The organism is Loktanella salsilacus (assembly GCF_900114485.1).
GTDB lineage: Bacteria > Pseudomonadota > Alphaproteobacteria > Rhodobacterales > Rhodobacteraceae > Loktanella > Loktanella salsilacus.
The window spans coordinates 71,062-85,137 of the sequence record NZ_FOTF01000005.1 but is presented as its reverse complement, the minus strand read 5'-3'; the positions used below and the strand labels follow the sequence as shown (position 1 = coordinate 85,137).

At 61.3% G+C, this 14,076-nt stretch carries 12 protein-coding genes; 5 read left to right on the top strand and 7 right to left on the bottom strand.

The features are described from left to right. Positions 1–2: 2 nt before the first annotated feature. Positions 3–1,484 carry an MORN repeat-containing protein gene (locus BM131_RS05620; protein ID WP_425434301.1) on the bottom strand — a complete coding sequence of 494 codons (1,482 nt, stop codon included), beginning with the start codon at positions 1,482–1,484 and terminating at the stop codon, positions 3–5. A gap of 135 nt (positions 1,485–1,619) precedes the next feature. On the opposite strand from BM131_RS05620, the gene BM131_RS05615 reads away from it, so the two are divergent. From BM131_RS05615 to gltX, 4 genes are all read left to right on the top strand, one after another. Beyond that, positions 1,620–3,278, top strand: a complete 1,659-nt coding sequence (locus BM131_RS05615; protein ID WP_090186823.1) for an NAD+ synthase — start codon at positions 1,620–1,622, stop codon at positions 3,276–3,278. 373 nt (positions 3,279–3,651) lie between these two features. Next, positions 3,652–4,335 carry a DUF1236 domain-containing protein gene (locus tag BM131_RS05610; RefSeq protein WP_090186820.1) on the top strand — a complete coding sequence of 228 codons (684 nt, stop codon included), beginning with the start codon at positions 3,652–3,654 and terminating at the stop codon, positions 4,333–4,335. A gap of 132 nt (positions 4,336–4,467) precedes the next feature. Further along, entirely contained in the window at positions 4,468–5,928 is a 1,461-nt protein-coding gene (locus BM131_RS05605; protein ID WP_090186816.1) for an MFS transporter, read from the top strand. A gap of 33 nt (positions 5,929–5,961) precedes the next feature. Further along, positions 5,962–7,287: a glutamate--tRNA ligase gene (gene gltX / locus BM131_RS05600; RefSeq protein ID WP_090186813.1), complete on the top strand. Its 1,326-nt coding sequence runs from the start codon at positions 5,962–5,964 to the stop codon at positions 7,285–7,287. A 74-nt stretch (positions 7,288–7,361) separates the two neighbouring features. Here the strand turns inward: gltX and BM131_RS05595 are convergent, their stop codons facing one another. Both BM131_RS05595 and BM131_RS05590 read right to left on the bottom strand, forming a co-directional pair. Then, positions 7,362–9,878 (bottom strand): ABC transporter permease, encoded by a 2,517-nt coding sequence (locus BM131_RS05595; RefSeq protein ID WP_090186810.1) that lies wholly within the window; start codon positions 9,876–9,878, stop codon positions 7,362–7,364. Next, positions 9,875–10,549 (bottom strand): ABC transporter ATP-binding protein, encoded by a 675-nt coding sequence (locus BM131_RS05590; RefSeq protein ID WP_090186808.1) that lies wholly within the window; start codon positions 10,547–10,549, stop codon positions 9,875–9,877. The genes BM131_RS05595 and BM131_RS05590 overlap by 4 nt, the downstream gene beginning before the upstream one ends. Here BM131_RS05590 and BM131_RS05585 point away from each other — a divergent pair. Beyond that, positions 10,548–11,216, top strand: coding sequence for an arylesterase (locus BM131_RS05585; RefSeq protein WP_090186806.1), 669 nt, complete (start codon positions 10,548–10,550; stop codon positions 11,214–11,216). The genes BM131_RS05590 and BM131_RS05585 overlap by 2 nt on opposite strands. Here the strand turns inward: BM131_RS05585 and BM131_RS05580 are convergent. The 4 genes from BM131_RS05580 to ettA all read right to left on the bottom strand — a co-directional run bounded on the left by BM131_RS05580 (position 11,213) and on the right by ettA (position 14,024). Next, positions 11,213–11,419, bottom strand: a complete 207-nt coding sequence (locus BM131_RS05580; protein ID WP_090186802.1) for a cold-shock protein — start codon at positions 11,417–11,419, stop codon at positions 11,213–11,215. The two genes, BM131_RS05585 and BM131_RS05580, sit on opposite strands and share 4 nt — an antisense overlap. Before the next feature lie 234 nt (positions 11,420–11,653). Beyond that, entirely contained in the window at positions 11,654–11,860 is a 207-nt protein-coding gene (locus tag BM131_RS05575; protein ID WP_072856590.1) for a cold-shock protein, read from the bottom strand. Positions 11,861–12,033: 173 nt separating this feature from the next. Then, positions 12,034–12,213: a hypothetical protein gene (locus BM131_RS19925; RefSeq protein WP_139222587.1), complete on the bottom strand. Its 180-nt coding sequence runs from the start codon at positions 12,211–12,213 to the stop codon at positions 12,034–12,036. Between the two features lie 155 nt (positions 12,214–12,368). Then, complete coding sequence (ettA, locus tag BM131_RS05570) at positions 12,369–14,024, bottom strand: energy-dependent translational throttle protein EttA (RefSeq protein ID WP_090186799.1); 1,656 nt, start codon at positions 14,022–14,024, stop codon at positions 12,369–12,371. Positions 14,025–14,076 lie beyond the last annotated feature (52 nt).

Sequence of the window (14,076 nt, the reverse complement as noted above, 5' to 3'; positions counted from 1 at the left end):
GTTTAGTTGGCGGGCGCAGGTTCTGCCGGGGCGGTGTCCACGTTGACGGGCGCGTCGCCGTTGACGGGTGCCTCTTCCGCGGTCGCGGGCTCTGGCGCGGGGGCCGGTGTTAGCAGGGCACCGTCGGCCCAATCGCCTGTGGTTTCAGTGCCTGTAGCATAACGCATGGTGCCGGGGCCTTCGCGGCGGCCGCGCACGAATGCCCCCTCGTAGACGTCGCCGTTGGCGTAGGTCGCGACGCCCTTGCCGCTGATTTCGCCGTCTTGCCATTCGCCAGCATAGACGAAGCCATCGGGCAGGGTGATCGTGCCGGTGCCGTGGCGCTGGCCGTTCAGGAATTCACCCTCGTAGACCGTGCCGTCAGCATAAGTGGCCGTGCCCATGCCGTTGCGCTGCCCGTCCGCCCAGCTGCCCGCGTAGGTATATCCGTCGGGGTAGGTCATGGTGCCGGTGCCTTCGTTCTTGGCATTCACAAAGTCGCCATCATACACAAGGCCGTTGGCATAGGTCGCAACCCCGCGCCCGTCGATGACGCCGTTGGTCCATGCCCCGTCATAGGTCGAGCCGTCGGCGTAGGTGATTTTGCCCGTGCCATTCGCCAGATCGGCGGTGAAGGCACCGACGTAAACCGCGCCGTCGGGATAGGTGACTTCGCCCATGCCGTCGATCTGGCCGTCTTTCCAGTCGCCGCTGTAGCGATAGCCGTCCGTGCCGGTAAAGGTGCCCGTGCCATTGCGGCGGTCATCGGTAAAGCCGCCGTCATAGATATCGCCGTTGGCATAAGTGACTTTGCCGGTGCCGTCGCGTTTGCCGGCAGCAAGGTCGCCTTCGTAAATGTCGCCATTGGGTTGGATCAGTTTGCCCGTGCCTTGGATTTGGCCGTCGACCCAGGTGCCCTCGTAGATCAGGCCGTCTTTCATGGTCAGGGTACCGGTCCCGTCACGCTCTCCTGCTTTCAGCGCGCCTTCATAGATGGCACCGTCGGGATAGGTGACGCGGCCGACGCCTTCTTTGACGCCATTGATCCAGGGGCCGGTGTATTCATAGCCGTCGGGGCTGCGCATGGTGCCGGTGCCGTGGTGCATCGCGTTGCGGAATTCGCCTTCGTACACGACGCCATTGGCGTAGCGGGCGATGCCGCGGCCGGTGATGTTCCCCTCGAGCCAGTCGCCTTCAAAGGTGCCGCCGTCAGCAAAGGTGATCTTGCCGGTGCCGTCAGGTTTGCCTGCGGCAAATGTGCCTTCGTAGATTGAGCCATTGGGGAAGGTCGCAGATCCGGTGCCGCTGATTTCGCCCGCCACCCAGTTGCCGGTATAGCTGTAGCCGTTGGGCAGGGTGTAGGTGCCCGTGCCATGCTGTTTGCCGTTCAGGAATGCGCCTTCATACACGCCGCCGTCGTCGTATTGCTTGGTTTCCACGGTCTGTGCCGTAGCTGCCCCCGCAAGGGTCATTGCCAAGAGTGCTGCCGTTGCAAAACGCGTCATGGGGAGTCCTGTGATTGCCTCAGAACCGGAGGGTAAAGAAAGCCTGGGCCGCAGGCAACGGGGCAAGCGGGGCGGCGGCGGGTTTCCCTTGGGCGGATATCTGCTATTTGCAGTCCAAACCCGGAGATATCGCCCATGACTGACACCTATCGCATCACCTTGGCGCAGCTGAACCCAACCGTTGGGGACTTGGCAGGCAATGCCGCAAAGGCGCTGGACGCGTGGCGGCAGGGGCGTGATGCGGGGGCGCAGATGGTTGCGCTGCCAGAGATGTTCATCACGGGGTATCAGACGCAGGATTTAGTCCGGCGCAACGCCTTCATTCTGGACGCCGTCGCGGCGATTGAAAAATTGGCAGCGGACTGCGCTGACGGTCCCATCTTGATGATTGGCGGACCGGCGGTCGAGGGCGTGAAGCTGCACAACTGCTATTACATGCTGCAAGGCGGCAAGATCGCAGGGCGTGCGGATAAGTTTTTCCTGCCCAACTATAATGTCTTTGACGAGGTGCGCCTGTTCAGCCGGGGCGCGATCCACGGCCCCTTTGCCACGCAAGGCCCGCGCATTGGCACGCCGATTTGCGAGGATGCTTGGTATCCTGACGTGGCAGAGGCGCAGGTCGAAAGCGGGGCGGAGGTGTTGCTTGTTCCCAACGGCAGCCCCTATTTCCGTGACAAGTTCAACATTCGCCTGAACAATATGGTCGCCCGCGTGATCGAAAATGACGTGCCGCTGATCTATGTGAACATGGTTGGCGGGCAGGACGACCAGATGTTCGATGGTGGATCGTTCGTGCTGAACCGGGGCGGCAAGCTGGCGTTGCAGATGCCGATTATGGAAGAGGCGATTGCCCACGTCGATCTGATCCGCGAAGGCGGCGCTTGGGTCGCGGCCGAGGGCGCGAAGGCGCATCACCCAGACAGCCTTGAGCAGGACTATCGCGCGATGGTGGAAACCCTGCGCGATTATTGCGGCAAGACCGGTTTTAAAAAGGTGCTGCTGGGTCTGTCTGGCGGGATCGACAGTGCGATTGTCGCCGTGATTGCGGCTGACGCGCTGGGGCCGGACAATGTGCGCGGCGTGATGCTGCCCAGCAAATACACCTCTCAGGCGTCTTTGGATGATGCGCAGGGGGTCGTGGATGCGCTGGGCTGTGCCTTCGACACGGTGCCGATTTCCGGGCCTGTTGACGCGGTGGGCACGGCGTTGGCCCCGCTGTTTGACGGGCTCGCGCCCGATCTGACCGAAGAGAATATTCAAAGCCGGATGCGCGGGCTGCTGCTGATGGCGCAGTCGAACAAGTTTGGCGAGATGCTGCTAACCACTGGCAATAAATCAGAGGTCGCAGTGGGTTATGCCACAATTTACGGTGATATGGCGGGCGGCTATAACCCGATCAAGGATCTGTATAAAACACGGGTGTTCGACATTTGCCGCTGGCGCAATGCCAACCACCGTCCGTGGATGAAGGCCCCTGCGGGGGAAATGATCCCTGTCAGCATTATCGACAAGCCGCCCAGTGCAGAACTGCGTCCCGATCAGCGCGATGACGACAGCCTGCCGCCCTATGACATCCTTGACGGCATCCTGACGATGCTGGTCGATGACGAATCCAGCGTCGCGGATTGCGTCGCTGCGGGCTACGACCGGGCCACCGTCAAGAAGGTCGAGCATCTGGTTTATATCAGCGAATACAAACGCTTTCAGTCGGCCCCCGGCACGCGGTTGTCGCGCCGGGCGTTCTGGCTGGATCGCCGCTATCCCATCGTAAACCGCTGGCGCGACAACGGATAACGGACGACGACCTGATCGTTCACGCGGTATCGAACCCCGGTACGGCGCTGTGCGGGGTGGGCAGTCGATAGCGCGGGTTTCGCCTTGGTTTCGAATGCTTCGGACAAAGAGCAGGCATGGCGCGTGATGCGGCAACCCGCGGGCCGGTGATGTTTTGCGCACGAGCTGTGGTCTGCTGGCGTGCAGCGACAAGCCTTTCTGCCAACGCCTTGCGATTGTTGCCGAAATCAAGGTCCGGTTTGGGCGGATAGCCGCCTGCACCCCGTTTGGCCACGGAACGATTGGCCACTGCCGCGCATTTCATTCCCAGAACGCCGTCTTGTTAAGTAGTATCGATCATCGGTGCAGCGGGACGGCCTAAAGGAAGACTCGCATGAAACTGACAACACTCACAATCGCCTCTGCCATCGCTTTGACCGCAGCTGTCCCTGCTTTCGCGCAGACCACGTCTGCCAAGGCTGGCGCAGAACTGACCGTGCGGACCGATCCAACCATCGCAGCACCAATCACGGGCGTGCTGGCCTTGAACGAAGAGGTCACAATCGAAGGCTGCCTGGAAGACGTCAGCTGGTGCAAGGTCACTGCTGCGGACGCAGAAGGCTGGGCATCGGGCCAGTACCTGTATGTTGAGGACAACGCCAACGCCGTGCCGCTGGTCGACATGGCCGGCAACCCAGAAGAGCTGGTGATCATCACACAGACCGAAGAGGGCGTGTCGCAAGGTGACCAGAACGGCGCAGCCGTAGCGACCGCCACGGTCGGTGCATTGACCGCCTTCGCACTGGGCGGCCCCGTGGGTGCCATCGTGGCCAGCGGTATCGCAGGTACAGCCGTCGGCGCAGCAGCGGTTGAACCCACACCAGATACGCTGACCTATGTTGCGGCGAACCCGGTTGATACGGTCTATCTGGACGGCGAAGTCGTTGTGGGCGCTATCGTCCCCGCAGAGATCACGACCTTTGAGGTGCCACAGCCAGAGTACCGTTACCTGAACGTGAACAACCTGCCAGTTCTGGTCGACGCTGAAACCGGCACAATCGTTCAGATCATTCGCTAAAACGATCTGATATTGCACTAAATTTGGGCCCCGCATTGTGATGCGGGGCCCTTTTTGATGGGAAGGCGTTGGCGCTTGGACATTGTCTGGCGCAGGGCTAGATCGAACTTGTCACAGATCAGGAAGCCCAAGATGAACGCGACGAATGACGATACCCCGCTGGCCGGGCGATGGTTTGCCATGGCGGCATTGCTGGTTGCGGGTTTCATGAACCTGATCGACGTGACCATCGTCAACGTAGCGATCCCGTCGCTGCAGGACGCCTTTGGCGCGACGGACAGCCAGATCGAATGGGTCGTGGCGATTTATATCCTGACCTTTGCGCTGTTGCTGCTGCCGATGGGGCGACTGGGCGACCGGGTCGGGCGGCGGCGGATGTTCATCGCGGGTGTGTGCGTTTTCACCTTCGGCTCTGCGCTATGCGGGCTGGCCCCGTCGATTTATACGCTGGTCGCGGCGCGGGTGGTGCAGGGGATTGGCGGCGCGATGATGACGCCGCAGACGCTGGCGATTGTGCCCTCGCTCTTTGCGCCCAAGGAACGCGGGCTGGCCTTTGCGCTATTCGGGCTGTCGGCAGGCCTTGCCAGCGTGACAGGGCCGGTGCTGGGCGGGTTCCTGATTGGCGCGGATATTCAAGGGCTTGACTGGCGGCCGATCTTTCTGGTGAACGTGCCGGTCGGCATCATCGCCGTGATCGGCGCGCTGAAGTTTGTACCTAATCTGCCCGGCAATAAGGGGCTAGAGGTCGACTTTGTCGGGATCGGCCTTGCGGCCATTACCACGCTACTGGTGATGTTCCCCCTGATTGAGGGGCGTCAGGTTGGCTGGCCGCTATGGATTTTCGCGATGATGGCGTCCGCGCTGCCGATGCTGTGGGTCTTTGTCTGGTGGCAACGCCGCCGGGCTACGATGGGGCAGGCGCAATTGCTGCCGGTGGCCTTGTTCCGCAACCGCAATTTCATGGTCGGCACTGGGATCGTTATGTTGCTGTTTGCAGGCATTCCGGGGTTTTTCCTTGTGCTTGCGATCCTGCTGCAAGTCGGAAACGGCTTCACGCCGTTGCAATCTGGTCTGACAACGATCCCGTTCTCGATTGGTGTGCTGACAGCATCAATTGCGGCGGGGCGATTGGGCAACCGCTTTTTGCGGCCCCGGATCAGTATGGGAGGCGCGTTGCTGGCCAGCTGCATGATTTTGCTGCCCTTTGTGACCCCGCAAGAGGCCGGAGAGATCAGCCGCAACGCATTCATGATCCCCTTGTTCATGGGCGGGCTGGGGCTTGGCACGGCAATATCGCCGCTGTTCAACACGGTGCTGGGGCAGGTGAAGGACGCGGATACCGGCTCTGCCTCTGGCGCGCTGCAGTCGTTTCAGCAGCTCGGCGGTGCCTTGGGAATTGCGGTTATGGGGCAACTGTTCTTTGCCCATGTCACCAGCGGTTTGCAGGCAGGAGAGGGGAAGGTCGCGGTCTATTCGGACGCCTTGCAACTGGCGCTGCTGTTTTCAACGGTGTCCTTCGTCGCTTTGGCGCTTTTGGTGTGGCGTTTGCCGGCCCCGGGGGCGTCAAAACTGGACAAACCGCAGGCGGCATGACACAGCAGGGGCAAAGATAAAGGACGTCGCCCCATGACCACGATCACCCGTTTCGCCCCGTCGCCCACCGGCTGGATGCACATCGGCAACCTGCGCGCTGCGATGTTTAACTACGCCATCGCGCGCCAGAACGGCGGCACGTTCATTCTGCGGATCGACGATACCGATCAGGAACGGTCCAAGCCGGAATACGAACAGGGCATCCGCGATGTGCTGACCTGGCTGGGGATTACATGGGACGACGTGCAAAAACAGTCTGATCGCCTTGCCCGCTACGACGAGGCGCGTCAGCAATTGCTGGATGCGGGGCGTTTGTATGAATGTTTCGAAACGCCCGTCGAACTGGACCTGAAGCGCAAGAAGCAGCTGAACATGGGCAAGCCGCCGGTCTATGACCGCGCTGCGCTGTCGCTGACTGACGCGCAAAAGCAGGCCTACCGCGACGAGGGGCGCAAGTCCCACTGGCGCTTCAAGCTGGATCTGGAACGGGTCGAATGGGACGACGGGATCATGGGTCCGATCAGCATTGATTGCACGTCGGTCAGCGATCCCGTGCTGATCAAGGAAACCGGCCAGATCCTGTATACCTTCGCGTCCCCCGTCGACGATGTGGACATGAAGATCACGGATATCGTGCGCGGGTCCGACCACGTCACCAACACAGCTACGCAAATTCAGATCATGAAGGCGCTGGGCGGCACCGTGCCGCGCTTTGCCCACCATTCCTTGCTGACCGGCCCGCAGGGCGAGGCGCTGTCGAAGCGTCTTGGCACGCTGGCGCTGCGCGATCTGCGCGCGCAGGGCATCGCGGCAGAGGCGGTTTTGTCGCTGATGGCGCGGCTTGGATCGTCCCAGCCTGTCGTGCTGGTCAATGGCATTGATCAAGTGATCGAAGGCTTCGATATCGGCACCTTTGGGTCTGCCCCAACGAAGTTCGATTTCGAAGACCTGTGGCCACTGACTGCGCGCCACTATGCGACGCTTGAGGCTGATGCGGTAAAGGACACGCTGGACGCAGCTGGCGTGCCTGCCGATCTGCAGCCCGCGTTCTGGGCTGTGGTGAAGGAAAACATCGCCAAGCTGGATGATGTGGCCCCGTGGTGGGCGCTGTTCCGCGATGGCGGGCAGGCTGTGGTCGCGGATGAAGACCGCGACATGGTCGCGCAGGCCTTCGATCTGCTGGGCGAGCCGCCCTATACGGATGCGACTTGGGGCGAGTGGACCAATGCGGTGAAAGAGGCCACGGGCCGCAAGGGCAAGGGGCTGTTCATGCCGCTGCGTCTGGCTGTCACCGGGCAGGCACGCGGGCCAGAGATGGCGCAAGTGATGCCGCTGTTGCAGAAGAAGCCGTCGCTGTAAGAAGCTGACCTTTGATGATAAAAGGCGCAGGTGGTGATCCACCTGCGCCTTTTTTGTTGCTTGCTGGGCCTTGGTTAGTCGCGCGATCGCAGGACTTGCGCTGGGGCGGCTTGCAGCGGGCGGATCGCAAAGGCGAGGCCTGCGAGCAGCGACACAAGCACGCCGCCGCCAATGATCCACAGCGCGTTGGCCCAGATGATCTGATAGTCGCCTTCCATGATAAAGGTCTGCACCGCCCAGCCCCCAAGGATGCCAGCGGCCAAGGCAACCGCGCCTGCGGCAAAGCCCAGAAGCGCCGCGCGCAGGGCAAAGCTGGTGATGATCATACCGCGGGTCGCGCCAAGGGTTTTCAGCACAGCCGCCTCGAATGTGCGGGCACGTTCGCCTGCGGCGGCGGCCCCGATCAGGACAAGGAAACCTGTCACAAGAGTCGCCAGCGCGCCGTAACGGGTGGCGGCGGTGACGCCTTCGATCAAGGTGGCGACGCGGTCGATGGCATCGCGGATGCGGATGGCGGTGATGTTGGGATAGGCGGTGGCCAAGTCGCGCAGGATCTGCGCCTCTGATTCCGGGGTGGCGTAGACGGTGGAAATCCAGCTGTGCGGCGCACCCGCTAGGGCTGCACTGTTGAACGTCAGCACAAAGCCAAGGCCCGCGCTGTCCCAGTTCACTTCGCGGAAACTGGTGATCGTGCCGGTGATATCGCGGCCCAGCACGTTGACGGTCAGGGTGTCGCCAAGGCTCAAGCCAATCTCGGCAGCCTCTTCGGCGGCAAAGCTGATTTGCGGCGCGTCAGAGTAGCCTTCGGGCCACCATTCGCCGGCGCTGATGGTGCTCCCCTCTGGCAGGGCATTGGCATAGGTGATGCCGCGATCGCCGCGCACGACCCAATGGCCGCCAGCGACTTTTTCAGCGTCTTCATCGTTAATGCGCGTGATGATGCCGCGCAGCATGGGGGCGGTGTCGACGCGGGTGACGGCGGGGTTATCCGCAAGGATTTGGCGGTAGCCGTCGATCTGGTCAGGCTGGATGTCGACGAAGAAGTAGCTTGGCGCACGCTCTGGCAGTTCTGCCGTGAAGGCGCGGCGCAGGTTGCCGTCGATCTGGCCGATGGCCGCCAGCACAGCAAGGCCAAGGCCCAGCGACAGCACGACAGAGGTCGATTCGCCGCCCCGTGCGCCAATGCTGGCCAGCGCAAGGCGCAGGGCCGGCCTGCCGCGTGCCGCGCGGCGAGAGATACGGGCGATCCAGCGGATCAGCGCTGCAGCGAGCACAAGGATCAGCAGGGCCCCAGCGATGCCGCCAGCGGTCCAAAGCGTGAGCCACGCGGTACCAGAGAACCAGATCGCAAGGCCGAGCAGGAGCGCGATCAGCGCGGCGGTGATGGCCAGATAGGGCCAGCGGGGCAGGGCCGTGCCCCCGGCAAATGCATCGCGGAACAAGGTCGCTGCGCGGATCTGTTCCGTCCGGGCAAGGGGCCAGAGGGTGAAAATCGCGGCGGCGAGGATGCCGTATATCGCCGCCTCAATCAGCGGTGCGGGGGCGAAGCCGAAGTCGGCGGGGATGGGCAATTGCGCCTCGATCACCGGGGCGAGCAGAACGGGAATGCCGCCGCCAAGAATCAGGCCGATGGCGACGCCAAGCAGGGTCAGAACGCCGATTTGCAGGGCGTAAGTCGTAAAGATCGTGCCGCGTGTGGCACCGAGCGTTTTCAGGATCGCGATGGTGCCGGTTTTGTTGCCCAGATAGGCGCGCACAGCAGCGCTGACGCCAACGCCCCCGACGGCAAGGCCAGACAGGCCCACAAGGATCAAGAAGGCGCCAATGCGCTCTACGAAACGGGCGGTGCCGCCTGCACCTTCGCGGCTATCGCGCCAGCGCATGCCAGTGTCGCGGAACTGGCTGTCGGCGCGGTCCTCTAGCGCTTGCAGGTTGGTGCCAGCGGGCAGCAGCATGCGGTAGTCGGTGTCGAAGAGGGTACCTTCGGACAGCAAGCCCGCGTTCGCCAGATCCTTGGTCAGCACGATGCTGCGCGGTCCGAGCGAAAAGCCGCCAGCGCCGTTGTCAGGATAGCTGGCCAGCACGGCGGACATGACGAAATCCTGCGTGCCCATGCGGAATGTGTCGCCGGGGGTCAGGCCAAGGCGGTCAGCGAGGACGCGTTCCATCACGCCGCCGGGTAGGGTGCCGTTCCCCGCCAGCGCGTCCGGCAGGGGCATGGGCGGATCAAGCGTGACGTTGCCGACAAGGGGATAGGCATCGTCGACGGCGCGCACCTGCGTCAGGGCGCGGTCATCACCCACGGTGATCATAGAGCGGAAATCGACGGTTTCGGATAGGGTGGTTGAGACCTCGCGCATAAAGGCGAGCTCTGGCTCTGCAGCAAAGCGGTAGGTTAGCGTGGCCTGTGCGTCGCCGCCCAGTAAGGCGCTGCCTTGTTCGGCAAGGCCGGCCTCTATCCCTGAACGGACGGTGCCAACGGCAGCAATGGCCGCGACGCCAAGGGCGAGGCAGGCGAGGAAGACGCGAAATCCGCGCAGGCCGCCGCGCAGTTCCCGGCGGGCGAAGGTCGCAGCAAGGCGCAGGCTCATGCGGCGTCCAACCGGCCGTCACGCAGGCCAATCACGCGCGAGCAGCGCGCAGCAAGGTCGCGGGCATGGGTGACCATGATCAGCGTCGCGCCGTGGCGATCGCGCAGGCCAAAGAGCAGGTCGATGATCGCCGCGCCGTTGGTTTCATCAAGGTTGCCGGTGGGTTCGTCCGCCAGCAAAATGCGCGGGCGGGGGGCAGAGGCGCGGGCGAGGGCGACACGTTGCTGTTCGCCGCCCGACATCTGGTTGGGGTAGTGATCGACGCGGGCACCAAGGCCAACGGCGTCTAATTCCGCGCGGGCACGATCAAACGCATCGGGCGCGCCTGCCAGTTCCAGCGGGGTCGCGACATTTTCCAAAGCGGTCATTGTCGGGATCAGGTGGAAAGATTGGAACACCACCCCCATATGTGAACGGCGAAAGCGGGCCAGCTGGTCTTCGTTCATCGCGGTCAGGTCTTCGCCCATGGCGGTGATCGTGCCCGCGCTGGCCTGTTCCAGCCCGCCCATCAGCATCAGGAGAGACGATTTGCCAGACCCGCTTGGCCCGACCAGCCCCAAGGTTTCACCGCTTGCCACGTCGAGCGATATATCGTGCAGGATGTCGACCTTTCCCGCATTGCCGTCGAGGGACAGCGCCACGTTGCGCAGTGACAGGACGGAATCGGGCATGGGCAAGACCTTTGGTTTGTTCACCTTTGCATATGGTGCCGCACGGGCAGTTCGCAACGGGTTAACCGTCAGCCTTTTTGCAACTGCGGCATTTGCCGCACCCGTCACGGTCGCAGCCTTGGGCGACAGCCTGACGGCGGGCTATGGGTTGACGCAGGGCGAAGGCTTCGTGCCCCAGATGCAAGCTTGGTTGGACGAACAGGGCGCAGAGGTCACGCTGCTGAACGCTGGCGTATCGGGTGATACGACGGCAGGCGGGCTAAGCCGCGTCGATTGGACGCTGACGCCGGACGTGGACGGCGTGCTGGTGGCGCTGGGGGGTAACGATTATTTGCGCGGGTTGGACCCGGCGGTGTCGCGGGGCAATCTGGATCAGATTTTGACCAAGCTAGACGCGGCGGATGTGCCTGCGATACTGGTGGGCCTGCAGGCTGGGACGAACTATGGCGCGGATTATGCGCTTGAATTCAACGGTATGTATGATGCGCTTGCGCAAAGCTATGACCTGCCGCTGTATCCTGATTGGTTCACAGGGCTGCGCAGCGTTGATTTGCAGGCGTACCTGCAGGATGACGGCATTCACCCCAACGCAGCCGGGGTGAAGCTGATTGTCGCGGATATGGGACCGGCGGTTCTGGATTTCGTGAACAGCCTGACCGCGCATTAAGCCAGCGACAGGTTCACGGCGCTTTCGCGGCCGTCACGACCGGCTTCGACATCAAAGGTGACTTTTTGATTGTCGGCGAGGCCGGTCAGGCCCGAACGCTCGACGGCTGAGATATGGACGAAGATGTCCTTGGTCCCGCCGTCGGGTGCGATGAATCCGAAGCCTTTGGTGGTGTTGAACCATTTTACGGTGCCAGTTGCCATGGCGTGTCTCCCTTACTTACCGCTCGCGGGATGCAGCGGATCGGCTCGTCAGTGCTAGATCGATGCACAGGGCCGATGGGGACCGTCGTCGATAGAGTTAACGTAGCAACGCCATTATCTGCGTCACGTTTGCAAAATCAACGAAATTTTTGGGAAGGTTTTGTGACGCATATCGCTGCGTCTGGCTGGGGTAAGGATGCGCGGTTCCGCGCACCCAAGTCTTGCAGAAGCGGCTTAAGCCAGCGACAGGTTCACAGCGGATTCACGACCGTCACGGCCGGATTCGATGTCGAAAGTCACTTTCTGGTTGTCGGCCAGGCCGGTCAGGCCGGAACGCTCAACAGCGGAGATGTGAACGAAAACGTCCTTGGAGCCGCCATCGGGAGCGATAAAGCCGAAGCCTTTAGTTGCGTTGAACCATTTCACGGTGCCAGTAGCCATCGTGTTATTCCTTTTAGTCATGCCACCCACGAGATTGCGGTAGCCCGGCGTAGTCAGTGCAATGTCGAGCGCTGTAGCCTAGAAAGGAACACAGTGGGTCGAGATGGATAACGTCTGCAACGGTTGGATACGCGAAGCCCGCGTCAAATGCAAGGCCGACGTGTTGCGCGGTATCAATGGGTGCGGGAATCTGCCTGCGGGTGAATAAGCGTGAGTACAACTGAAAGTGTCATGCTGGCGCAGACCATGATGGCGTAAATTATGCATGTTTCAACAATCGAAATGCCCGGCACCAGCGTAGAGCACAAAGCCGAAAACAATCCGATGATGCCGCTAAGTAAGCCGATCGCCATGACACGTGCCTTTCGATTGATCCGTCAGCTTTAAACGCAAATTTAGACGCGAATGTGGCGATATCTACCAAAAGTTGCAAAACAAAACGTTAATGTGATATTTTGTTGCGCCGCAGTGCAGCGCTGTGGGCGCTGCACTGCAACATAATCGTATCTTATCGCACAAATTTCTTGTGCTTTAGGCGCTTAGGTTCCAGCGCGTCCGCACCAAGGCGACGTTTTTTGTCTTCTTCGTAGTCTTCGAAGTTGCCTTGGAACCATTCGACGTGGGCATCACCCTCGAATGCCAGGATATGCGTGCAAATCCGGTCAAGGAAAAAGCGGTCGTGGCTGATGACGACAGCGCAGCCGGCGAAAGAGGTCAGAGCATCCTCGAGCGCACGCAGGGTTTCCACGTCCAGATCGTTCGTCGGTTCGTCGAGCAGCAGAACGTTGCCGCCGGATTTCAACAGCTTAGCCATGTGGACGCGGTTGCGTTCACCGCCCGAGAGCAGGCCGACTTTTTTCTGCTGGTCGCCGCCTTTGAAATTGAAGGCCGAGCAATAAGCGCGGCTGTTCATGGAGGCGTCGCCAAGTTCGATGATCTCTGCGCCGCCTGTGATTTCTTCCCAGACAGTGGCATCGGGGGACAGGGCGTCGCGGGACTGGTCGACGTAGGACAGTTTGACCGTGTCGCCGTATTCAACGGTGCCTTCGTCGGGCTGCGCTTGACCCGTAAGCATAGAGAAGAGCGTGGATTTACCCGCGCCGTTCGGGCCGATCACGCCGACAATGCCGCCGGGGGGCAGGTCAAAGGACAGGCCTTCGACCAGCAGTTTGTCGCCCATCGCCTTTTTCAGGTCGATGACCTCGATCACCTTAGAACCCAGACGCGGACCGTTGGGGATGATGATCTGGGCGCGGCCCATTTTTTCTTTTTCCGACTGGTTGGCCAGGTCGTTATAGGCGCTGATTCGCGCTTTTGATTTGGCCTGACGCGCCTTTGCACCTTGACGCATCCACTCTAATTCACGCTCTAGCGTGCGCTGCTTGGACTTGTCCTCTTTCGCTTCCTTCTCAAGGCGCTTGGCCTTGGCTTCCAGCCAGCTGGAATAGTTGCCCTCGTGCGGGATGCCCGACCCGCGGTCGAGTTCGAGGATCCAGCCTGTGATGGCATCAAGGAAATAACGGTCGTGAGTAACGATCAGGATCGTGCCTTTGTAGTCGATCAGGTGCTGCTGCAGCCAAGCGATTGTTTCGGCGTCCAAGTGGTTGGTCGGTTCGTCAAGCAGCAGCATGTCGGGGGCTTCGAGCAGCAGTTTGCACAGAGCCACGCGGCGTTTTTCACCGCCAGACAATGTGCTGACGTCTGCGTCGTCGGGCGGGCAGCGCAACGCTTCCATGCTGACGTCGATTTGTGCATCCAGATCCCACAGGTTCTGCGCGTCGATCTCGTCCTGCAGCTTGGCCATCTCTTCAGCGGTCTCTTCGCTGTAGTTCATCGCCAGTTCGTTATAACGGTCCAGCACAGCCTTTTTCTCGGCCACGCCCAGCATCACGTTTTCGCGCACGCTGAGCGTTTGATCGAGTTCCGGTTCCTGCGGCAGATAGCCAACTTTGGCACCTTCGGCCGCCCAAGCTTCGCCAGCGAAATCCTTGTCCTGTCCGGCCATAATCCGCATCAGGGTCGATTTACCTGTGCCGTTCACACCGACAACACCGATTTTGACACCAGGCAAGAAGTTCAGCCGGATGTTTTCAAAAACCTTTTTGCCGCCGGGATAGGTCTTGGAGACGCCGTCCATAAAATAGACGTATTGATAGCTGGCCATGGGAATGCTCCGCTCGGACTGAAATTTCGCCTTCTTTATCGGGCTGGCGGCC